The organism is Ruegeria sp. CJ6, from assembly GCF_056536665.1.
Window position 1 is genome coordinate 748,019 of the sequence record NZ_JBQFQB010000001.1, and the last position, 21,687, is coordinate 769,705.

General features: G+C 58.6%; 25 protein-coding genes and 1 tRNA gene. 14 read left to right on the plus strand and 12 right to left on the minus strand.

The genetic code is table 11. The features are described 5' to 3' along the window. Together ACR0BT_RS03780 and ACR0BT_RS03785 are read right to left on the minus strand one after the other, a co-directional pair. Positions 1-918: a dihydrodipicolinate synthase family protein gene (locus tag ACR0BT_RS03780; RefSeq protein ID WP_170406326.1), complete on the minus strand. Its 918-nt coding sequence runs from the start codon at positions 916-918 to the stop codon at positions 1-3. Positions 919-925: 7 nt separating this feature from the next. Further along, a complete protein-coding gene (locus ACR0BT_RS03785; protein ID WP_480762562.1) occupies positions 926-1,636 on the minus strand; it encodes a GntR family transcriptional regulator in 711 nt (236 codons plus the stop codon). Between the two features lie 133 nt (positions 1,637-1,769). Between ACR0BT_RS03785 and ACR0BT_RS03790 the strand changes: the two genes are divergently transcribed. The 3 genes from ACR0BT_RS03790 to ACR0BT_RS03800 all read left to right on the plus strand — a co-directional run bounded on the left by ACR0BT_RS03790 (position 1,770) and on the right by ACR0BT_RS03800 (position 4,103). Continuing rightward, positions 1,770-2,720, plus strand: coding sequence for a GlxA family transcriptional regulator (locus tag ACR0BT_RS03790; RefSeq protein WP_170567036.1), 951 nt, complete (start codon positions 1,770-1,772; stop codon positions 2,718-2,720). A gap of 74 nt (positions 2,721-2,794) precedes the next feature. Continuing rightward, positions 2,795-3,550 (plus strand): SDR family NAD(P)-dependent oxidoreductase, encoded by a 756-nt coding sequence (locus ACR0BT_RS03795; protein WP_170509423.1) that lies wholly within the window; start codon positions 2,795-2,797, stop codon positions 3,548-3,550. Between the two features lie 10 nt (positions 3,551-3,560). Then, the gene (locus ACR0BT_RS03800; protein ID WP_170567034.1) at positions 3,561-4,103 is read left to right on the plus strand and encodes a sugar O-acetyltransferase; all 543 of its coding nucleotides are present in this window, start codon (positions 3,561-3,563) and stop codon (positions 4,101-4,103) included. A 71-nt stretch (positions 4,104-4,174) separates the two neighbouring features. On the opposite strand, the gene ACR0BT_RS03805 is transcribed toward ACR0BT_RS03800, so the two are convergent. The 3 genes from ACR0BT_RS03805 to ACR0BT_RS03815 all read right to left on the minus strand — a co-directional run bounded on the left by ACR0BT_RS03805 (position 4,175) and on the right by ACR0BT_RS03815 (position 7,361). Next, positions 4,175-5,983: an ABC-F family ATP-binding cassette domain-containing protein gene (locus ACR0BT_RS03805; protein ID WP_480762563.1), complete on the minus strand. Its 1,809-nt coding sequence runs from the start codon at positions 5,981-5,983 to the stop codon at positions 4,175-4,177. A gap of 68 nt (positions 5,984-6,051) precedes the next feature. Continuing rightward, the gene (locus ACR0BT_RS03810; protein WP_170406340.1) at positions 6,052-6,786 is read right to left on the minus strand and encodes a GNAT family N-acyltransferase; all 735 of its coding nucleotides are present in this window, start codon (positions 6,784-6,786) and stop codon (positions 6,052-6,054) included. Positions 6,787-6,884: 98 nt separating this feature from the next. Then, entirely contained in the window at positions 6,885-7,361 is a 477-nt protein-coding gene (locus tag ACR0BT_RS03815) for an outer membrane protein assembly factor BamE (RefSeq protein ID WP_170396685.1), read from the minus strand. An 84-nt stretch (positions 7,362-7,445) separates the two neighbouring features. On the opposite strand from ACR0BT_RS03815, the gene ACR0BT_RS03820 reads away from it, so the two are divergent. The 8 genes from ACR0BT_RS03820 to ACR0BT_RS03855 all read left to right on the plus strand — a co-directional run bounded on the left by ACR0BT_RS03820 (position 7,446) and on the right by ACR0BT_RS03855 (position 12,787). Then, positions 7,446-7,982 (plus strand): YceD family protein, encoded by a 537-nt coding sequence (locus ACR0BT_RS03820; protein ID WP_480762564.1) that lies wholly within the window; start codon positions 7,446-7,448, stop codon positions 7,980-7,982. 205 nt (positions 7,983-8,187) lie between these two features. Then, positions 8,188-8,394, plus strand: a complete 207-nt coding sequence (rpmF, locus tag ACR0BT_RS03825) for a 50S ribosomal protein L32 (protein ID WP_008756996.1) — start codon at positions 8,188-8,190, stop codon at positions 8,392-8,394. Positions 8,395-8,418: 24 nt separating this feature from the next. Next, positions 8,419-9,504, plus strand: a complete 1,086-nt coding sequence (gene plsX / locus ACR0BT_RS03830; protein WP_170626811.1) for a phosphate acyltransferase PlsX — start codon at positions 8,419-8,421, stop codon at positions 9,502-9,504. 24 nt (positions 9,505-9,528) lie between these two features. Further along, on the plus strand, positions 9,529-10,500 hold the full coding sequence (locus ACR0BT_RS03835; protein WP_170406350.1) for a beta-ketoacyl-ACP synthase III: 972 nt from the start codon (positions 9,529-9,531) through the stop codon (positions 10,498-10,500). A gap of 96 nt (positions 10,501-10,596) precedes the next feature. After that, a complete protein-coding gene (gene ihfA / locus ACR0BT_RS03840; protein ID WP_008755922.1) occupies positions 10,597-10,899 on the plus strand; it encodes an integration host factor subunit alpha in 303 nt (100 codons plus the stop codon). Positions 10,900-10,917: 18 nt separating this feature from the next. Beyond that, entirely contained in the window at positions 10,918-11,508 is a 591-nt protein-coding gene (locus tag ACR0BT_RS03845; RefSeq protein ID WP_480762565.1) for a MerR family transcriptional regulator, read from the plus strand. A gap of 61 nt (positions 11,509-11,569) precedes the next feature. Beyond that, positions 11,570-11,646, plus strand: a tRNA-Pro gene (locus ACR0BT_RS03850). Positions 11,647-11,707: 61 nt separating this feature from the next. Next, on the plus strand, positions 11,708-12,787 hold the full coding sequence (locus tag ACR0BT_RS03855) for a 2'-deoxycytidine 5'-triphosphate deaminase (RefSeq protein WP_170396675.1): 1,080 nt from the start codon (positions 11,708-11,710) through the stop codon (positions 12,785-12,787). Between the two features lie 3 nt (positions 12,788-12,790). Here ACR0BT_RS03855 and ACR0BT_RS03860 read toward each other — a convergent pair whose 3' ends face one another. The 6 genes from ACR0BT_RS03860 to argS form a co-directional block, all read right to left on the minus strand. Next, the gene (locus ACR0BT_RS03860) at positions 12,791-13,030 is read right to left on the minus strand and encodes a hypothetical protein (protein WP_170396673.1); all 240 of its coding nucleotides are present in this window, start codon (positions 13,028-13,030) and stop codon (positions 12,791-12,793) included. A 65-nt stretch (positions 13,031-13,095) separates the two neighbouring features. Then, positions 13,096-13,746, minus strand: coding sequence for an SMC-Scp complex subunit ScpB (gene scpB, locus ACR0BT_RS03865; RefSeq protein WP_170422113.1), 651 nt, complete (start codon positions 13,744-13,746; stop codon positions 13,096-13,098). Next, entirely contained in the window at positions 13,739-14,533 is a 795-nt protein-coding gene (locus ACR0BT_RS03870) for a segregation and condensation protein A (RefSeq protein WP_170509855.1), read from the minus strand. Before ACR0BT_RS03870 ends, scpB begins: the two co-directional genes overlap by 8 nt. Further along, positions 14,523-15,530 (minus strand): beta-N-acetylhexosaminidase, encoded by a 1,008-nt coding sequence (gene nagZ, locus ACR0BT_RS03875; RefSeq protein ID WP_480762566.1) that lies wholly within the window; start codon positions 15,528-15,530, stop codon positions 14,523-14,525. Before nagZ ends, ACR0BT_RS03870 begins: the two co-directional genes overlap by 11 nt. Further along, the gene (locus ACR0BT_RS03880) at positions 15,527-16,618 is read right to left on the minus strand and encodes an SPOR domain-containing protein (protein ID WP_480762567.1); all 1,092 of its coding nucleotides are present in this window, start codon (positions 16,616-16,618) and stop codon (positions 15,527-15,529) included. Before ACR0BT_RS03880 ends, nagZ begins: the two co-directional genes overlap by 4 nt. A 39-nt stretch (positions 16,619-16,657) precedes the next feature. Next, on the minus strand, positions 16,658-18,403 hold the full coding sequence (gene argS, locus ACR0BT_RS03885) for an arginine--tRNA ligase (protein ID WP_170636221.1): 1,746 nt from the start codon (positions 18,401-18,403) through the stop codon (positions 16,658-16,660). A 130-nt stretch (positions 18,404-18,533) separates the two neighbouring features. Here argS and ACR0BT_RS03890 point away from each other — a divergent pair, with 130 nt between their 5' ends. Next, a complete protein-coding gene (locus ACR0BT_RS03890) occupies positions 18,534-19,085 on the plus strand; it encodes a putative pterin-binding protein (protein WP_480762568.1) in 552 nt (183 codons plus the stop codon). On the opposite strand, the gene ACR0BT_RS03895 is transcribed toward ACR0BT_RS03890, so the two are convergent. Continuing rightward, positions 19,067-20,224 carry a deoxyguanosinetriphosphate triphosphohydrolase gene (locus ACR0BT_RS03895; RefSeq protein ID WP_480762569.1) on the minus strand — a complete coding sequence of 386 codons (1,158 nt, stop codon included), beginning with the start codon at positions 20,222-20,224 and terminating at the stop codon, positions 19,067-19,069. The genes ACR0BT_RS03890 and ACR0BT_RS03895 overlap by 19 nt on opposite strands. A gap of 76 nt (positions 20,225-20,300) precedes the next feature. Here ACR0BT_RS03895 and ACR0BT_RS03900 point away from each other — a divergent pair, with 76 nt between their 5' ends. Then, on the plus strand, positions 20,301-20,624 hold the full coding sequence (locus tag ACR0BT_RS03900) for a HesB/IscA family protein (protein WP_170396659.1): 324 nt from the start codon (positions 20,301-20,303) through the stop codon (positions 20,622-20,624). Between the two features lie 280 nt (positions 20,625-20,904). Then, positions 20,905-21,684 (plus strand): exodeoxyribonuclease III, encoded by a 780-nt coding sequence (gene xth, locus ACR0BT_RS03905; protein WP_480762570.1) that lies wholly within the window; start codon positions 20,905-20,907, stop codon positions 21,682-21,684. Positions 21,685-21,687 lie beyond the last annotated feature (3 nt).

Genomic DNA, 21,687 nt, shown 5'->3' on the forward strand with positions numbered 1-21,687 from the left:
TTAACCCTCCGCCAAAATATCTGCGATTTTGCGTTTCAGAACGCGCGTCACCTGTTCCAGCGCGCGTTTGTCATCTTTGTTCAAACCTTTCAGAGGCGGCCTCACCACGCCTGCATCGATCCCGTTCATGGTGACGCCATGCTTGATCGTCTGGATGAATTTGCCGCCCTGCTCCAGCACCCGCATCAGCGGCATCAGCGCGCTCATGATGCGACGGCCCTTGGCAAAGTTGCCCTCGATCACACAAGCCTGATACAGCGCCACGTGTTCGGCAGGCAGAAAGTTCGACCCACCACAGACCCAGAACGGCGCTCCCCAGGCGAAGAACTCCAGCGCCTGATCATCCATGCCACAACCAAGTTGGATATGCGGGTAGTCCCGCGCCAGCAGATGCACCCGGTTGATATCGCCCGAACTTTCCTTGATGCCACAGAAATTCCGGCTGCGGCCTACGCGGTCCAGGAACTCTTCCCCCATCATCGTGCCGGTCCGGTGCGGATAGTTGTACAGCATCACCGGCAGGTCAGCCGCCTTGTCGATTGCCAGCGCATTCAGCGCATTCTCGCGGTCGGTGGGCACCGAATACGGCGGGCTGGCCAACAAGATCGCATCTGCGCCTAGGTCTCGCGCACCTGAGGCTAAAGCGACGGAATCCCCGGTCAGCATCGCCCCCGTTCCCACAACCAGAGGCACACGCCCCTTTAGTTGTTCATGCGTAAAGCGCGCCAGTTCCAGCCGCTCATCGACGGTCTGCGCATAGTTTTCGCCGGTGGACCCGCCCGAGATCAGCCCGTGCACACCATTCTCGATCAGGTACTCGATCACCTCGGCCAACGCGTCCCAGTTCACGCCACCATCCGCCGCGTAGGGTGTCACCACCGGCGTATAAATACCCTCAAATCTGAAGATCGGAGTCATGTGTCCCTCATGCAGAAGTCTTGCCGGGGACCTGCCCCAGCGGAAAATCCAACCCCTCGGGCATCACGAACAGCTCGATCTGATCGCGTGACAGGGTCCAGTGGTCGTCGGCCAGCTGCGCAGCAGCCGCCTCATCGCCCGTCTCGATGGCGGCGATGATGGCGTCATGCTGGTCGCTCGCCTCTGAAAGGTTCTCAGCCATTCGTGCGGTCTGCGGGCGATAAAATGTCATCCCGATCCGCGCGTGATCGATCAGCAACCGGTTGAACGATGGGGATAAATAGACGTTCCCCGCCATCTCTCCGGTCACCTCGTGAAACCGGGTATTGGCCAGCGTCCGCTCCTCAGCCGAGCCTGTACGCAAGGCTTGCCCAAACGTCTCTTGCGCCTCTTTCAACTGATCGATCTGATCGTGCGTCGCATTCGCTGCGGCCAGACGCAGCACCGCGCCATAGACCATCGGCGCAACCAGAAAGAAATCGCGTAGCGTGGTATGAGACATCTCTGACACCCGCGCCCCGCGATGGGTGCGCAGGTCCAGATACCCCTCACCGGCCAACTGCCGGAACACTTCGCGCAAAGGCGTGCGCGACAAGCCAAAGGCGTGCGACAGCTGCGCCTCGTCCAAATCTTCTCCGGGACGCAAACGCAGGGTCAGAACCGACATCTTCAGATGCTCAGCCAACGCCTTTTTTGGTGATTTCCCTTCGTCCCTCATCCGATCCCCTTCATCACGATCCCGCGAATCGATAGCTTGCCCTCTGGTATCGTATAAAAATACATGTTGTATACAGTTAGTTTTCGTGCAGCATGCAGAAAACTGTCAGAACGCCCTGATTCCGGTCCTATCGATGAGCCAAACACAGCACTACGCCTTCATACTGGTTGAGGAATTCTCGCATCTCGCCTTCTCCTGCGCGGTCGAGCCATTGCGGATCGCAAATTTGCTGGCCGAGGAAGATCTTTATCGATGGTCCTTCCTGTCCGAACACGCTGAGCATGCTGTCTGTTCAAACGGATCGGTCACTTTGGTGCATGGCGGATTGGGATCTATCCCAAAATGTGACCAACTGTTTGTTCTGTCAGGAATAAACATGCGCAATCACGTCTCGCGCCCGCTGCTCGCAACCCTGCGCCGAGAGAGGGCACGGGGCACCAATATCAGCGCCTTGTGTTCCGGTGCATGGCTGCTGGCCGAGGCCGGATTTTTGGATGGGATGCAGGCGGCGATCCATTGGGAATACCATGATGCTTTCATGGAGGCCTTCCCCGAGATAAACCTTGTTCGCAGCGTCTTTGTCGCCGACGAAAAACACATGACCGCCTCGGGCGGCACCGCGACCGCCGATCTGATGCTGCACCTGATCGAACGCGACCACGGTCACGATCTATCAGTCGCAGTGGCCGATCAGATGGTCTATAACGCCGTGCGCAACGCCACCGCCGATCAGCGCGTCTCGCTGCAATCGCGCAACGGGATGCGGAACGCGCATCTGGCTAAGGCAATCCACATCATGACCGACAATATCCAAAGCCCGTTGTCCCCCTCGGTCATCGCCAGCAACATCGGCATCTCAACCCGGCAACTGGAGCGCCTGTTTGGGAAATTCCTGAACACCTCGCCTAAGAAATACTTCATGGAATTGCGGCTGGACCGCGCCCGCAATCTGCTGTTGCAGACCGAATCTTCGGTGACCGAGGTCGCCTTTGCCTGCGGTTTCGAAAGCGCCGGCCATTTCTCGCGTGTGTACCGGGCTGCGTTTGGCGTCACGCCGATGCAGCAGCGCAGCAGGCTTGATTGATCAAAGCTGTGACTGGACAGGAGGCCATGGTTGGGATTATCTGAACAAGTGTTCAGATCAGGAAGGAACCCGCCATGCAACTCTCAACCACAGCTGCGGTGATCACCGGCGGAGCCTCCGGCCTGGGTGAAGCCACAGCCCGTCACTTTGCCGAGAACGGCGCGCAGGTCACAATCCTTGACCGCGACGCCGAGCGTGGCCCGCAAGTCGCGGCTGAAATCGGCGGACATTTCGCGCAAACCGATGTGACGGATGAGGCCTCGGTCGCAGCAGCGATTGCACATGCGATGGACAAGATGGGTCGCATCACCGCCGCAGTGAACTGCGCCGGAATCGCGATTGGAGCTAAGACTGTGGGCAAAGACGGCCCCCACCCTCTGGAGGCGTTCCAGCGTACCATCGACATCAATCTGGTCGGCTCCTTCAACGTCTCACGTCTTGCTGCCGCAGAGATGGCAAAGAATGATCCTGAACCGGATGGCGCACGCGGCGTGATTATCAACACGGCCTCCATCGCCGCCTTTGACGGGCAAAAAGGTCAGGCGGCCTATGCAGCCTCGAAAGGCGGCGTGGTCGGCATGACGCTACCCATGGCGCGCGATCTGGCCTCGACTGGTATCCGTGTGATGGCCATCGCACCGGGCATCTTCATGACCCCGATGCTGGCTGGTCTGCCCGAAGAGGTGCAGCAACAGCTTGCGGCGGACGTCCCCAACCCTGCTCGCCTCGGCGACCCGCGCGAATACGGTCGTCTGGCCGGGTTCATCGTCGAGATGGGCTACCTGAACGGAGAGGTCATCCGCATCGACGGTGCCCTGCGGATGCGCTAAGACGGGTTTCATGACCGAGCGGCAGAAAATGGCGGCAGGCGAGTGGTATTGCTGCCTCGACCCCGAACTGGAAGTGCTTCGTATGAAAGCACGCCGCGCGGTCCATGCCCACAACACCTGCCCGCCCGATGACCGAGGGGCTATAGCTCCCGAATTGGCGGCGCTCTTTGCGGGGATCGGGCAAGATTGCTATTTTGAGGCTCCGTTCCACTGCGCTTATGGAATGAACCTGTCGCTGGGCGACCGGGTGTATCTGAATGCGGGCTGTGTCATTCTCGACACCGCGCCTGTTCGCATCGGCAGTGACTCGATGCTCGGCCCCACGGTGCAGATCTATTGCGCCCAACACGCCAAAGACCCAGTCCTGCGCGCACAGGGTCTGGAAATCGACCACCCGGTGACAATCGGCGAAAACGTCTGGATCGGCGGTGGCGCGATCATCATGCCCGGCGTCACGATCGGAGACCGCGCCATCGTCGGTGCAGGCAGCGTCGTCACGAAGGACGTCCCCGCCCGAGCAACTGTTGTCGGTAACCCCGCCCGCCCCATTTGAGCACGCGCAAACCGGTGCATAGGTTTGTACAACTCAGACAATCTAGTCGATTGAGGTTGTACAACTCGGACTCAACCGGCTTCGGCCTTCTCTTCAAGCATCAGCCACTCTTCCTCAGCCGCTGACAGTTTTTCCTGCCGTTCGACCAGGGCATCGGTTGCCTTCTGGAACTTGATCGGTTCGCGTGTGAACAGCTCAGGATCAGACATCAGTTCTTCGAGCTTGGCGATCTCGGCTTCAAGGCGCGCGATCTCTGCTGGTAGCTTCTCAAGTCGGTGTTTCTCCGAAAATGAAAGCCCCGCCTTCTGCTTCGCCTCTTGCTTTACTTTAGGCTTTGAAGGCCTTGCTTTTTCTTCCTTTTTCGCATCCACATCACCTCGCTGAGCGATGTAATCGGACCAACCACCAGCATAGACGGTCGCGCGCCCGTTGCCCTCCATGGCGATGGTTGTGGTCGCAACCCGATCCAGAAAATCCCGATCGTGGCTAACGAGCAGCACCGTGCCATCATAGTCGTCCAGCAATTCCTGCAGCAGATCCAGCGTTTCAACATCCAGATCGTTGGTCGGTTCGTCCAGCACCAGCAGGTTCGATGTTTTCGCCATCAGTTTCGCCAACAGCAACCGGGCTTTTTCCCCTCCGGACAATGACTTAACAGCCGCTCTTGCCTGCGCATCATCAAACAGAAACTCTTTGAGATAGCCCACTACATGCTTGGGTTGGCCGCCCACCATCACCTGATCGGCCTTGCCCGAGACCCGCATCTCGGGATCGCCGGTCAAGCTGTCCCACAGGCTCATTTCCGGGTCCAGCTGTGCCCTCGCCTGATCGAACACGGCGATCTCAAGGTTAGTACCCAGCACCACCGAACCCTCGTCCGGTTCGACCTGACCCAGCAGCATTTTCAGCAACGTCGTTTTGCCCACACCGTTGGGGCCGACGAAAGCCACACGGTCACCGCGCTGAACCAGAAGATCGAAATTGCGCACGATCTGCTGAGAGTCAAATGCCTTTGAAACGCCGTTGGCCTCGATGACCTTGCGGCCTGATTTCGGACCGGATTCCAACGTCATGGCAGCCGATCCCTGACGTTTGATCTGCGCTGCACGCTCGGCGCGCAAGGCTTGTAGCGCCCGAACACGACCCTGATTGCGCTTGCGGCGGGCGCTGATACCCTCGACGGCCCATCGCGCCTCGGACTTGATCAAGCGGTTCAGCTTGTGGCGCTGCTGATCCTCCTCTTCCCAGACCTTATCCCTCCAGCTTTCAAAGGCCGCAAAGCCCTGTTCCTGCCGCCGCACAACTCCGCGATCGATCCACAGTGTCGCACGGGTCAACGCACGCAGGAATGCGCGATCATGCGAGATCAGAACATAGGCTGCACGGGTCGAGCCCAACTCACGCTCCAACCACGCTATCGCCTCGATATCCAGGTGGTTCGTCGGTTCGTCCAGCAACATCAGGTCCGGCGCTTCGGCCATCAGCTTGGCCAAGGCGGCGCGTCGCTTTTCCCCACCCGAAGCGGTTTCGACCGCACGCTCAGGGTCGAATTTCAGCCCTTCGCCCGCGCGTTCGACCTTATACAGCTCGCCCGGTTCCAACCCGCTTGAGGCATAGTCTCCAAGCGTCGCGAATCCCTGCATTCCGGGATCCTGCTCCATGTAACCCACTGATTTACCCGGAGGGATGACGATTTCACCCTGATCGGCCTCGACCAGCCCGGCCATAACTTTCATCAAGGTGGATTTGCCAGACCCGTTCCGCCCGACCAGCGCGACGCGATCACCGGGTTGAACCACAAGGTCCAGATCGGAAAACACCGGATCGCCCCCGAACGTCAGAGAGATACCGGACATCTGCAATAAAGGAATTCTCGCCATACCCGCCAGCTAAACCGGCCAAAGCAAGGCGTCAACGCCCCAACTTCACCTTTTCCCAGATACTCAAATCACCCAGCCACCGCGCGCAGCAACCGTTTACGGGCTGGGGGAATTGCTCCGATTTCAAGGCCGGTGAACACATGCAGGGTATTCATGTGCCTGTCCACCACCGCATGATCGCTGACCCACCCCCCCATCATCAGATAGGTGCGCAACAAGGGCGGCATCCTCAGCATCGCCTGTTTTACATCGGGGCGTCGGCGCAAACGCGCCGCAAAGCGAAACACATCCGGCGCCTTGACTCGTGGCAACCAACGCCTTGGTGCCAGATGCCGGTGTTTGAGCATCGCAAAAGCGTCAAGATATTCGGCTGTTTCGGTTCCAGCGAATGACGAACAACCAAACAGCATTTCGATCCCGTTCTGATCGACATACGCCGTCATTGCGCCCCATGCGACACGCAAGATATCCGGATCATTGTAGTCCGGGTGGATACAGAACCGGCCCATCTCAACCATCGGTCCGGTAAAATCGCGTAGCGCCGACAGGTCATAGAACTGTGCCGAGTAGCTGAGTCCGATTTCAAAGCCGCCCTGCATCGTCAGCATACGGAAACAGCACACCAACGCCCCACCGGCCTGCAGATCTTCGACCAAAACATGGGCGCAGCGTTCGTCAAAAGCATCACAATCCTGACCATCAGTAGCAAAGGTCAGCATCCTCAGCGTCTGCGCCGCCGCCACGTCTTGCTCGGTTTGCGCCAAGCGGGCGCGATATCGGCCCTTGTCCAACAAAACCGCCATGGTCGCATCCTCCTGCGGTTGCTGACCGGTCACATCTGTCTGGTCCTTACTACAGAATGTGTGACTGTCCTGTGACCACTGCAAGAGAATTGGTCGCTTTAGTTGTTTGCGCCAGGAATATTTGCCGGGTTGAAGTTGCCGATGTTACCCAGAAGCTGACGCAGGAAGCCTTTGTCTTCCACGTTGGAATCGGTCACGCGACGATCCAGCACGATGACATAGCCGTCTTCCAGGCCGAACCGCTCGATATTGCGAACGACACCGCGCTGATCAAAGCTGATCGCGACCAGTTCACGTGAAACGACCTCGGGTCGTTTGGGCCCATAATGACGGACGCGCGAGGCGACATAGTAATAGCCCGAATCCCGCACCACGCCCGCCGAGCTGGGCGCGCCGATGGTTTCTTCAACACTATCGCGGGTATCGACGCCGACCTTGATTTTGGCCAGATCCTCTGGCGGAGGTACGTAGCCGTGATTCTTGAAGATTGGTGAACATGCGCCCGCGACCGCCAGACAGGCCGCAAAGACAAGCGTTTTCGACGCTGGTTTCAACCTGTTCAAACCCTTCAACATGCACATCCTCTTGCCATGGCCCCTTGCGGACCCTATCCGATTACAGAAACCAAGGCTCCGGTTCAACACAGGAAAACCTCACGAATGAGCAACCAGACATCTTTACGCGTCGCAGACCTGCCGCAAAACGCTCCGACCCCGTTTGAGTTGCGCCCGACCGGCGACGCGCTGGAGGCCATAAAACAAGAGCTCGGCCTGCTTGGCCTCCGCAAGCTCAGCTTTGTCGGCGAATTGCGCGCGCAGGGCAAACGGGATTGGACGCTTTCTGGCAAGCTGGGCGCAACGGTGATCCAACCTTGTGTCGTGACGTTGGAACCAGTGACCACACGCATCGACAACCCGGTGAGTCGCGTCTTTGTGGCCGATTGGAGCGATCCGGAAGAGCCCGAGTTCGAAATCCCCGAGGATGACGAGACCGAACCGCTTGGGCCCGAGATCGATCCTGCGCTGATCATGGTTGAAGCGCTGTCGCTGGCCCTGCCCCAATACCCACGGAAGGATGGAGTCGAGCTGGGCCAGATAGACTATACCGAACCGGGCAAACAGGCCCTCACGGATGAGGATGTAAAACCCTTCGCTGGTTTGGCCGGGCTGCGGGATGCGATGAAAAAAGACGAGTGACAGGCGAGGGATTTCCTGTCATAGCAGGCCGTCAGAAAAACCGCTTGAACATGACGAGAATCGCAGTATTTTCGCGCGCTCATTGGAATTTGGGTTGGACATTGCGGGGCAAGCCCCTTAAACGCGCGTCAAACCACGAGAAAACAAAGTACGTAACCCGGCTGACAGCGATTCTGTCAGCCCATATCAGACAAAGGTTGAGACCATGGCCGTCCAACAGAACAAAGTTTCCAAGTCGCGTCGCAACAACCGCCGCGCACACGACGCTCTGGTTGCTGCAAACCCGAACGAATGCCCGAACTGCGGCGAGCTGAAGCGCCCACACCACGTTTGCGCATCTTGCGGCCACTATGACGATCGTGAAGTCGTCGCTCAGGCCGACGAAATCGACCTGGACGAAGACGCGGCCTAAGCCTGATTGGACGCAGGCCAAGGCATGACGGATCAGCCCACGCAGACCGGACGGATCATCATCTCGGTTGACGCTATGGGCGGAGATTCGGGCCCTGCCGTCGTTGTGGCGGGCATTGCGAAATCTGCGGACAAGAACCCGAAGATCGGGTTCATCCTGCACGGTCAGGAACAGGAACTACGCAAGCTGGTTGCCAAACGGCGTGTCCTTGATGGGCGCGTCGTTTTTCGTGATTGCCCGGACGTGGTCACGATGGAAGACAAACCAAGCCAGGTTGTCCGCAGCGGCAAGAGCACATCGATGTGGTCCGCTCTGGAAGCGGTGCGTGCAGGTGAAGCGCACGGCGCGGTGTCCTGCGGCAATACGGGCGCGCTGATGGCCATGTCCATGTTGCGGCTGCGCAAGCTGCCCGGCGTGAACCGCCCTGCCATCGCGATCCTGTGGCCCTCGCGCAATCCGCATGGGTTCAACGTGATGCTGGACGTCGGCGCAGATGTGCGCGCTGATGCCAAGGACCTTTTGCAATACGCGCTGATGGGGGCTTCATACGCGCGCAACGGTATGGCGCTCAGCCGCCCTCGGATCGGGTTGCTGAATGTCGGCACCGAAGAACACAAGGGCCGCGCCGAACTGAAAGAAGCCCACGCGATGATCTCGGACTTTGCCGATCAGGCGAATTTCGAGTTCGTGGGCTTTGTCGAGGGCAGCGATATCCCCGGCGACAAAGCTGACGTGATCGTGACTGACGGCTTCACTGGAAATGTCGCCATTAAAACTGGTGAAGGCACCGCGAACCTTATCGGTGATTTGCTGCGTGAGGCGTTCAAATACTCGCCCCTATCCCGGCTGGCCTCGATCCTGGCAATCACCTCGTTGAATCGTCTGAAAAAGCGGATAGACCCGCGCCGCGTCAATGGAGGCGTGTTCCTCGGGCTTAATGGAACCGTGGTGAAATCCCATGGCGGAGCGGACGCAACCGGCGTTTCCGCAGCGGTCAAACTGGCTTTCACATTGGCTGAATCCGGTTTCTCCGAAAAATTGGCGGCACGGGTTGCATCAACAGCCGCACTTGCACAAGATGCGGCCCATTCCGTGTCTCAATCGGAATAATAACAAAAAAGGCAGTACCCCAGCATGGCAGGCCGCTCAGTTGTTGTAGGTGTCGGGCATTATTTGCCAGAGCGCGTTGTACCGAACTCTGAGTTCGAGAAAACGCTGGATACGACGGACGAATGGATTCGCACCCGGTCCGGGATCGAGCGGCGACATTTCGCGGCCGAGGACGAAACCACTTCCGATCTGGCCACCAAAGCGGCCGAAGCCGCACTGGCTGATGCCGGACTGACGGCGGATGATATCGACGCGATTGTGCTGGCAACTTCCACAGCTGATTTGACCTTTCCTTCGGCGGCAACCATGGTTCAGGCCCGGTTGGGCATGACCAAAGGTTTTGCCTTCGATGTACAGGCGGTCTGCGCTGGGTTTGTCTTTGCGCTCAGCAACGCCAACGCCCTGATCCTGTCCGGTCAGGCCAAGCGCGTACTGGTGATCGGCGCCGAGACCTTTTCGCGAATCATGGACTGGACCGACCGGTCGACCTGCGTGCTATTTGGCGATGGCGCGGGCGCATTGGTTCTGGAAGAGCAAGAGGGCCAGGGCACTTCGGACGATCGCGGCATTCTGGCGACCGACCTGAACTCGGACGGACGCTACAAAGACCTGCTCTATGTTGATGGCGGAGTTTCGACCCAATCCACCGGCCACTTGCGGATGCAGGGCAATCAGGTCTTCCGTCATGCGGTCGAAAAACTGGCCCGAACCGCAGAAGTCGCGCTGGAGCGTGCAGGTCTGTCCAGCGACGATGTTGACTGGATCGTGCCGCATCAGGCCAATATCCGCATTATTCAGGGCACCGCCAAGAAGATGGGCCTGCCGATGGATAACGTTGTGGTCACCGTTCAGGACCATGGCAACACATCGGCAGCCTCCATCCCTCTGGCCCTGTCGGTGGGCAAGCAAAACGGCCAGATCAAAACCGGCGATCTGATCGTTACAGAGGCGATTGGTGGCGGTCTGGCCTGGGGTGCGGTCGCACTGCGTTGGTGACCGGCACAATCCGGCTTACAGAGCCTCCTGCAATTCATTGATATTGACAGCGAATTTTGCATAGCCATATGCTCAGACATCAACAGGGGAAAAAGCATGGGCGACAAAACACTGACCCGAATGGATCTGAGCGAGGCCGTCTTTCGTGAGGTTGGCCTGTCACGCAATGAAAGCGCACAGCTGGTCGAAAGCGTTCTGAACCACATGTCTGACGCGCTGGTGCGTGGCGAACAGGTTAAGATTTCGTCATTCGGCACCTTCAGCGTTCGGGACAAAACTGCCCGTATCGGTCGCAACCCTAAAACCGGTGAAGAGGTTCCGATCCAGCCGCGTCGTGTGCTGACATTCCGTCCGTCGCACCTGATGAAGGATCGCGTCGCCGCAGGGAACCGCAAGTAAGTTCAGGACATCCAGGTTATGAGTAAGTCCCCCGATGCCTTTCGCACCATAAGTGAAGTTGCGGACTGGCTCGGAGTTCAGGCTCATGTGCTGCGTTTCTGGGAAAGCCGGTTTACCCAAGTCAAACCCGTCAAACGCGCCGGTGGGCGGCGATATTATCGCCCCAATGATATGCGTCTGCTGGGCGGTATCAAGAAACTGCTACACGAGGACGGGATTACCATCAAAGGTGTTCAGCGTATCCTTCGGGAACAGGGCGTTGCGCATGTTGCATCGCTGTCACCTAGCCTGGACGAAAACGCGCCCGCACCCAGCATCGACGATACTGTGGTTCCGTTCGCTTCAGCGCCGGAACCATCCGCAAACCAGATCGACATGGATTTGGGCGAACCCGCCCATTCCCCTGCCCCAGAGGCTCCGAAACCCGTCGCAACCCCCGAACCCAAACCGATACCGGCTGAGCTGGATGTAGCGCCGCTGATGGGTGGTATTGCCTCGCTGGCATGGAATCGTGACGAGTATGACGATGAGCTGTTGCACCAGATTGCACCCATCGCCAAGGACCTGCGCAGGTGGCTGGATCGCGTCGAACACCACACGGCGGGATAGCAAAAAAGGCGATGATTTCCTCTTGCCCCCGCCGGGAAAGTCTTTATGAACACCTCAACGTCGGGCTATGGCGCAGCCTGGTAGCGCGTCCGTCTGGGGGACGGAAGGTCGCAGGTTCGAGTCCTGCTAGCCCGACCAAATCACACCGACGTTTATGGCACATAGGCCAGATCCCGCTCTGGCAGCAGAGGGGATCGAGATGACAGGTGTTTGCCCAAATCAACAGCTTGAGGCGATGATTGCACGCGGTGAGATCGCCGCAAGCCCAGACATCATCCCTGCACAGGTGCAGCCGGCAAGCCTTGATCTACGTTTGGGAACAGTGGCTTACCGGGTGCGCGCGTCCTTTCTGGCGGGCGAAGGGCGTTCTGTCGCAGACCGGCTGGCCGAGTTTGAGATGCACCGCATCGACATCACTGAAGGCGCTGTTCTGGAAAAGGGCTGTGTCTATCTGGTGCCGCTGATGGAATCGCTCGCCCTGCCCGATGACATCAGTGCGGTGGCCAATGCCAAAAGCTCGACCGGGCGGCTCGACTTGCTCACGCGCACGATCACTGATGGCGGAACTGAGTTTGATCGGGTTCCCGCAGGCTACACAGGTCCGCTTTATGCCGAGATCTGCCCGCGATCGTTCTCGGTTCTGGTGCGCCCCGGAATGCGTCTGAATCAGATCCGTTTCCGCAAAGGTCAGGCGGTACTCAGCGACGCCGAGCTGACCGCGTTGCATGGTCAAACGCCGTTGGTTGATGGGCCAGCCGTCATTCAGGACGGGTTGGGGTTTTCGGTCGATCTGCAACTGCCCGATACCGATCTGGTCGGCTATCGTGCCAAGCCCCATACCGGGGTGATCGATCTGGATCGGATCGGCGAATACGACCCGCAGGAATACTGGGAAGAGGTGCATACCAAGGATGGTCGCATCATCCTCGACCCCGGCGCGTTCTACATTCTCGTCAGCCGCGAAGCGGTGCATATCCCGCCTATGTATGCTGCTGAAATGGCCCCATATCTCGCTATGGTCGGCGAGTTCCGGGTACATTACGCCGGATTCTTTGACCCGGGCTTTGGACATGCCGAAGCAGGCGGTGCCGGATCACGCGGGGTGCTGGAAGTGCGCTGCCACGAAGCGCCATTTGTGTTGGAACACGGACAAGTCGTCGGGCGCCTGGTTTATGAGAAGATGGCCGAAATGCCGACACAGCTATATGGTGCAGGGATTGCCTCGAACTATCAGGGTCAAGGCCTGAAACTGTCCAAGCATTTCAAAGCTGTGGGCTGAGTTTCAGAACTTCATGAACCGACGCATCTGACGCGACACCTGCCGCATCTGCTTTGCGCTTTGATTTTGGCGCTTGGTCGCATCGCGCATCTGGCGATCCGCCTCGGGGCCATTCTCAACATCAGACTGACCCGGTTTGCGGCCCACCTTGCTGGCCATATCAATACCCTTGTCCACACCGTGGTTCACCAGGCGACGCATCACCCGGCGCACGATCATATCGATGATCCGATTGGCATTCATTGGCTCAACTCCGTTATGTGCACCCTAGGATAGGTGCGATCTGCGGCAATAAAAGGGCCGTCCGATCACTCTTCTTCGAACAGCTCGGTTTGATCTTCGTCCTCGTCATCACCCTTTCCTTCGCCCAGCGGCACAGCACCAGGGGGTGGGCGATTCTCCAACAGTCCGGCTGCGCGCAACTCCTTCAGGCCCGGCAGGTCACGGGCGTTTTCCAGCCCGAAATGATCCAGAAACTCAGGCGTTACGACGAATGTCACCGGACGGCCCGGTGTCATGCGGCGGCGGCCCAGCCGGATCCATTCCATTTCGAGCAACTGGTCGATAGTTCCGCGCGAAACGGACACGCCCCGGATTTCCTCGATCTCCGCACGCGTGCAGGGCTGGTGATAAGCCACGATCGCCAGCGTTTCGATGGCCGCCCGGCTAAGCTTGCGGGTCTCAACCGTTTCCTTCTGCATCAGGAAGCCAAGATCGGGGGCTGTGCGGATCGCCCAAGCCTCACCAACGCGCACCACACGCACCCCGCGCCCTTCGTATCGTTTCTGAAGCGATTCAACAGCTTGCGCGGCATTGCTGCCATGGGGCATCCGCGCTTCAAGATCACCAATCGTCACTGGCTCGGCGCTGGCAAACAGCACGGCCTCGACCATACGTTCCTGTTCCGCCAAGGGCGGCGCTTCGAACAGTGTGCCTGTCTCTTCGTTGGCGTCAGTCACGTGTCTCAGTCCTCTTACGCAGATGGATCGGCGCAAAGGTCTCGCTTTGCTTGATCTCCATATGTCCTTCTTTCACCAGCTCCAGCGAGGCTGCGAAGGTTGCAGCCGTGGCCGAGCGTCGCCGCACCGGATCAGCATCCCAGCCTTCGGGCAGGTAGGTCTCCATATCCGTCCACGCACCGGCAAAGCCTATCAGGGGTCGCATCCGCTCAAGCGCTTGTTCCATGGTGAAAACGGCGTCGCGGTCCATGACGAAGGGTCGGAACTCGTCGCGCGTGCGGATACGCGCGTAGCCCTGCATCAGGTCCAGTAGCGTCGCGGAATAGGTCACGGTGCGGATACGCGTAACATCCTCACCCTGCCCACGTTTGAAAAAATCACGGCCCAATTGATCACGCGCCATCAGGCGCGCAGCGGCATCGCGCATGGCCTGCAGACGCTCCAATTGGAATGCGAGGTGCGCGGCCAGTTCCTCACCCGAGGGGCCTTCATCATCCGGGTCCGGGGGCAGCAGCAAGCGGGATTTGAGGAAAGCTAGCCAAGCGGCCATCACCAGATAGTCGGCGGCCAGTTCGATCCGCAACTGCCGCGCTTTTTCGACAAAGGTCAGATACTGTTGCGCCAACGCCAGAACCGAGATTTTGCGCAAGTCCACTTTTTGCGTACGCGAAAGTGTCAAAAGCACATCGAGCGGACCCTCAAACCCATCGACGTCCACAATCAAAGCCTCGGCGGCCAGCCGATCGGCAACCGAGACCGGGTCTTCGCTGAAAAGGTTATCCTGCATATACCTGCCCGCCCATTAGGGCAGATAGTTCCGCCTCGGCGGCTTGGATGTCAAGTTCCTGTGGCGGTTGTCTCCGGGCCAGCGCCCAATCTGCGCGGGCTTGTGCCGCATCCGACATCTCACCAGCGGCTTCGAGCACCTGCGCGCGTTCTTCAAAGGCCCCGTTGCAGTGCAAAGCAACATCGCATCCAGCGTCCAGTGCCTGTCGGGCCAAGTCGGCGGGCGCGCCGTTCAGGGCTTTCATCGTGATATCGTCGGTCATAATCAGACCGTCGAAACCGATGCGCTCCCTAATCAAAGTCATCATTCCAGCAGAAATCGTTGCGGGCCGTGGATCGATCTGGTCATAAACCAAATGCGCCGTCATCCCCATCGGCAAGTCGTTCAGCGCGCGGAATGGTGCAAAATCTGCCGCTTCCAGTGCACTTAGAGAAAGATCCACATGCGGCAACTCGTGATGACTGTCGAGCGTCGACAGACCGTGGCCGGGCATGTGCTTTACTACCGGCAACACTCCGCCATCAAAGTGTCCGTTGGCAACGGCTCGACCAATCGCGGAAACCTTTTCGGGATCAGACCCATAGCAGCGGTTCTTCAGGAACGCATGAGTACCCTCGCGGGCCAGATCGACCATCGGCGCACAATTGCTGTCGATGCCCAATCCCAGCAGTTCATGCGCGATCAGACGATAGCGCAGATACATCGCGCGCTCGGCCTGATCTCCGGCATGCGCGACATGATCCAAAGGGGGCAACCATTCACGGGCTAAAGGTGCGCGCAGACGTTGTACGCGGCCCCCCTCCTGATCGACTGTGATTAGGCAATTTCGGCCAACCGCCTCGCGGAAGTCCTCGCACAAGGCGCGGGTCTGGTCAGCGGATTCGATGTTGCGGGCAAACAGAATGAACCCGAACGGGTTCATCTCTTTGAACAAAGCTTTTTCATCCGGCGTCAGGCGCAGCCCTTCGGCATCGGTGATAACCGCGCCAAATCTCACCGGACGGCGACCGGGATACAGTCTGCACCCTGCGCGACTAGGGCCGCGCAAAACTGGCGCGAGTCGCTCAGATCATCAAACCCCATGACACGCAGGCGATAGAAGGTTCGCCCTCCGCTTGAGGTCTTCTGTATAACACGCTGTTTTCCATCCATATATTCTCCAAATCGGCCATTCAAACGAGCCCATTCGGCCTGCGCCACATCGGCGCTTTCGTATGCCCCAAGCTGAGCAAGTCGCGTGCCTTTGGTCAATGTATCGGGATCAACATCCAGACCAACAGCAGCCTTTACTGCAGCATTGATCGCAGCTTCCGTAGCGCTGTTGGACGAAATAGAACTTGGCGTAGCGCGGGCTGGACGCACATGCGGACGCAGCGACCGGCGCACACCAGGCAGTGCAGCAATCTTAGGGTCGGGCTGTTGCGCGGCGTAATCAGCCGGATCAATCGCGGGCTCTTCTTCGGGCGTGACCAGGGAAGCCAATTGCACGCCCTGATCAGGCGTCTGTTCGGGCAGAGGTTCGGCGGCGAGCCCTTCGGCCAGAGCGTTCACGATCGCCTGATCAGTGGCGGGTTCCTCAATCACTTGCACTGCATTTGTGGCCTCAAGCGCGGTCATGGGCGTGTCTTCATCAGTCAGAGACACGGGGCGCGGCGCAAGGATCAGACGATCTGCCGGCGGTGCAGCAGTCCCGACAGCGGCAACTGCATTCACCGCTAGGCCCTGATGATCAGCAGGCGTCCCGCCGGGATTTTCGGGCTGCACGCGCATGGGTCCTTCGGCGGCGCGCACGACCGGTACCCCGCTGACGTCGCGCATGATCAGTTGGTAGCCCCAAACGCCGACTCCGGCGACCAGCGCCAAAGACGCAACCGCCCCAAGCAAGTTGACAATGCGGCCCAGCCCAGCGCCTGCGCGCGGGGCGTCATCATAGCTATAGCTTTCATCAGGATAATCATACGCATCTTCAGGATGCGATTGATTCGAGTAATGCATCTGCTCGGGGCTATGCTGCCCCGAGTAATCGTAACGTGCCATTTCCGCCTCACCGCCCGATTGCGCCGCAAATAGTGGCGCGCGGGTCATTTCTTGTCTGCCTCAGACCGGCGGTTCGGGCGATATTTGTTATCGCATCTCCTGCGCCGGGGTAACGCCAAGAATACCCAAGCCCGCTGAAATCACAACAGAAACAGCCCGGGCCAGTGCGATTTTCGATTGGCTTGTGGCAACATCGCCATCCTGAATGAAACGCAACTGGGTTTCGTCATTGCCCTTGTTCCACAGCGCGTGGAAATCTCCTGCCAATTCATAGAGATAGAAGGCAACCCGGTGCGGTTCATTTGTGCGAGCGGCGATTTCAACCAGACGTGGCCATTCTGCCAGCTTCTTGGCAACGGTCAGCTCAGAGGCGTGGTCGATCTTGCCCAGATCTGCCCCTGATAGCGTAGCATCATCGGCAGAAATCCCGGCCTCAGCGGCGCGGCGCAGCACACTCATGACGCGGGCATGGGCGTATTGGACGTAGAACACCGGGTTTTCGCGGCTTTGTTCCAACACCTTGTCGAAATCGAAATCCAGCGGTGCGTCGTTCTTGCGGGTCAGCATCACGAAACGGGTTACATCAGGCCCGACCTGATCGACTACATCGCGCAACGTGACAAAGTTCCCTGCCCGCTTGGACATCTTGAATGGCTCGCCATTCTTCCACAGCTTCACCAATTGGGTAAGCTTGATATCCAGCGGCACCTTACCATCGGAAAGGGCCGAAACGGCCGCCTTCATCCGTTTGACATAGCCGCCATGGTCCGCACCGAACACATCGATTAGCGCGTCAAACCCACGGCTCACCTTGTCATAATGATAAGCGATATCCGGGGCGAAATAGGTCCAGCTGCCGTCCGATTTCTTGACCGGGCGGTCGACGTCATCCCCGTGTTCGGTCGACTTGAACAAGGTCTGCTCGCGCGGTTCCCAATCCTCGGGTTTCTTACCCTTGGGCGGCTCAAGAACGCCTTCGTAGATCAGGCCCTTGTCGGTTAGCGACTGAAGCGCAGCCTCGATCCGCCCTGTGCCGTAGAGCGACTTCTCTGAGAAGAACACATCCATCTCAACACCCAGCGCCTTCAGGTCGGCGCGGATCAGGTCCATCATAGCGTCGGTTGAGAATTCGCGCAGCTCTTCCAGCCATACGCTTTCTGGCTTGTCGATCAGGCTGTCGCCGTATTTCTCTTTCAGCGCCTGACCGATCGGGATCAGGTAATCGCCGGGATAGAGACCTTCTGCGATCTCAGGGCTCAGCCCGTTAGCCTCGCGATACCGTTCATATGCCGACCGCGCCAGCACATCCACCTGCGCGCCGCCATCGTTGATGTAGTATTCGCGGGTCACCTCATGGCCCGAATAGGCCAGCAAGCTTGCCAGCGCATCACCGAACACAGCCCCCCGCGTGTGGCCCACATGCAGCGGGCCGGTCGGGTTGGCCGAGACATATTCCACGTTCACCTTCTGACCATGCCCCATGGTCGAACGGCCATAATCGGTGCCCTTTTCCAGCACCGCAGCCAGCACGCCCTGCCAAACCGAAGACGCTAGCCGCAGGTTTAGAAAGCCCGGGCCCGCCACCTCGGCGCTGGTGATCCGGTCGTCTGCAGACAGCTTGCCCGCAAGCACATCCGCAATGTCCCGCGGCTTCATCTTCGCCGGTTTCGCCAGTACCATCGCCGCATTGGTCGCCATATCGCCATGCGCCGCATCGCGCGGAGGCTCAACCGCCACGTTGTCAAAGCTCAGCCCCTCAGGCAGCGCGCCTTCGGACTGCATCTGCGCCAGCGCGTCCAGTACCAGGCCGCGGATCTCGGAAAACAGGTTCATTTCGGATGTCCTTTTGCTTGCCGCGGGGTTTACCACGCAAAGCGCCAAGGTCAATGGACGCCTAAATTTTGCGCTTGGATTAACCGCTATCAGGGCTAAGGTCGGGGAAAACCGTGACCGGAGCCCCTGAATGCGCCTTACCCTGCACTTCGCCCTGTTGCTGACCACCGCCCTGCCCACATGGGCCGAGATGCCCTCACCTCAAGGCCACGTACTGCTGACGCTCGGTGGCGCCGTCACCGAAACCAACCTGCCCGCGCGCGGCGAGAATGACGGCGGATTGTTGGGTTTTCTCGAAGTCACCCATACCGGTGCAGCAGGCTTTGACGCGGCTATGCTGGACGGGTTGGAACAGATCGAAATCACCATCCCCTACGGCCCGCCAGAGAACCAGCGCGACTATACCTTCGCTGGCCCGCTGTTGTCTGACGTAATGACGATGGCAGGTGCCAGGGGCAAATCCGCCCTGCCCATGGCTATGGATGGCTATCAGGCTGAAATCCCATGGGAAAGCATCGAGACACATCAACCCATCGTGGCCACCCACGCGGATGGCGTGCCGATGGGCATTGGTAGTTACGGCCCCACGATGATCGTTTTCCCGCCCACGAATGATGCTGAACTGGCTCAAACACAAGCCAGCCAACAGGTCTGGGCCATCGCCTATATTGCGATCGAGTGATCTCCGGTAAGCCGGGCATGGTCTTGCAGCGCAAACCTGTCGGTCATGCCCGCGACATAATCCGAGACGATGCGGGCCAGCGCGGTCTCATCCTTTGCCGTCTCGATATCGACATGCCAGTGCCCGGGCATCTGTTTCGGGTCGGACAGGTAAATCGGAAACAGTTCCTCAACCACCTTGCTGACACTGGCGCGCACTTCCATCACGCTCGGTGCGCGATACATGCGCGAAAACAGGAAGGCGCGGATCTGTTTGAGATTCGCCCAAAGATCATCCGAGAATTGAATGACCGGATAACCCAGATGGCGGATATCCTCGACCGACTGCGCCCCCGAGGCCGCTATCAACGCGCGTGAGGTGTCGATAACATCCGAAACCATGACGCCAAATACCCGTCTGAGCGCCTCGTGCCGACGGCGATAAGGGTCAAGACCCGGAAATTTGGCATCCACTTCGGCGAAACAGGCATCAATTATGGGAAGCTGCTGAATGTCTTCATCTCTGAACAATCCCGCCCGCAATCCGTCAAACAGATCGTGGTTGTTGTAGGCAATGTCGTCTGACAACGCCGCGACCTGCGCCTCGGCGCTCGCATGGGTGTGAAGTTCGAGGTCAAAGCCCCGATTACACTCGGCCAATGCCCAAGGCAATGCACCAGTGACCGGCCCGTTGTGCTTGGCTATCCCTTCCAGACATTCCCAGGTCAGGTTGCACCCATCGAACTCGGCGTAGTGACGCTCAAGTTTGGTTACGATCCGAATGGCCTGCGCGTTGTGATCGAAGCCACCATATGGCTCCATCAACGCATGCAGAGCGTCCTCGCCCGTGTGACCAAACGGTGTATGCCCGAGGTCATGCGCCAACGCGACCGCTTCGGTCAATTCGCCGTTCAGGCCTAAGGCCCCGGCAATCGTTCGGGCCACCTGAGCCACTTCTATGGAATGCGTCAGGCGGGTTCGATAACTGTCACCCTCATGCTCAACAAACACTTGGGTTTTGTGTTTGAGGCGCCTAAACGCGCTGGCATGAATTATCCTGTCACGGTCGCGCTGAAAGCATGACCGAAAACTGCTTTCCTCCTCAGGTACAAGCCGCCCCCTTGCGCGGCCTGGGTCCGAGGCAAAACCCGCTCTGTCCAAAGGTCTTGTCCTTGTCGCCTGTCGTCAGGTTCCATATATTGTACGATGCTAAGGAAATAAACCTTTGGAGACCGGCATGAATCTGCCCCCAACAGTCACAGAACGCGCCTTTGAACGCCTGGCCGAAATCGGTGCCGCAGATCAGGGCCAGGCCCTGCGTGTCGCTGTGGAGGGTGGCGGATGTTCCGGATTTCAATATGAGATCGCCCTGGATGTGCCGAAAGAGGACGATTTGGTGCTAGAGGGCAAAGGCCAAAAGGTCATCGTCGACTCGATCTCTCTGCCGTTTCTGGAGAACGCGGTAATTGATTTCACACAGGAACTCATCGGCGCGCGCTTCGTGATTGAGAACCCCAACGCCACGTCTTCCTGCGGCTGCGGCACATCGTTCTCGATGTAGCTCCGGTGGGGGCTTTGCCCCCACACCCCCAAGGTATTTTTAGCCAGATGAAGAGGGATCCGCTCTCTGACAGTCAAAGTCAGAGAACTTCACCTGGCGCGGTCATCGGCGCCTCCGCCTGTACCGCAAACTCAGTTTTGACGAATATGGTTAAGAATCCGTTTCTTCATCTGGCCCAAAATACCTCGGAGCGCGAGGCAGAGCCTCGCTAACTTGTACGGCAACTTGCCGTTGCGTGTATTCTGCGCGATAGGTTGCCAATGGCACCGGAGGATCACGCATGAAAATCGCCACATTCAACATCAACGGTATCAAGGCACGCGCCGAGGCGTTACCTCGCTGGTTGGATGAGGCGCAGCCCGATGTCGTGTTGCTGCAGGAAATCAAATCAATCGATGAGAATTTCCCCCGCGAGATTTTCGAGGAGCGCGGATATAACGTTGAAACCCATGGGCAAAAGAGCTTCAACGGCGTTGCAATCCTTTCGAAATTGCCGCTTGAGGATGTCTCCCGTGGGTTGCCCGGTGATGAAAGTGATGAGCAGGCGCGCTGGATCGAAGCCACTGTCATAGGAAAGAGAGCACTGCGCATCTGCGGATTGTATCTGCCAAATGGCAATCCGGTGCCGGGGCCGAAATATGACTACAAGCTTGAGTGGATGGAGCGCCTCTATGATCGTGCCCGCGATTTGATGGCATCAGAGGAACCCGCGTTGATGGCAGGGGATTACAATATTATCCCGCAGGCCGAAGATGCCAAGCGCCCCGACGCCTGGCGCGAGGATGCGCTTTTTCGACCCGAAAGTCGCGCTGCATTCCGCAAGGTATTGAATCTGGGCTTCACTGAAGCCTTTCGCGCGCGAACGCAAGGCCCCGGTCATTACTCATTCTGGGATTATCAAGCCGGCGCGTGGAACAGAAACGACGGGATTCGCATCGATCACGTTCTTCTGACGCCGCAAGCTGCAGATTTGATGCGTGATTGCAGGATCGATGCCGAAGTGAGGGGGCACGAAAAACCTTCGGACCATGTGCCGGTCTGGGTTGATCTCGACCTGTGAACG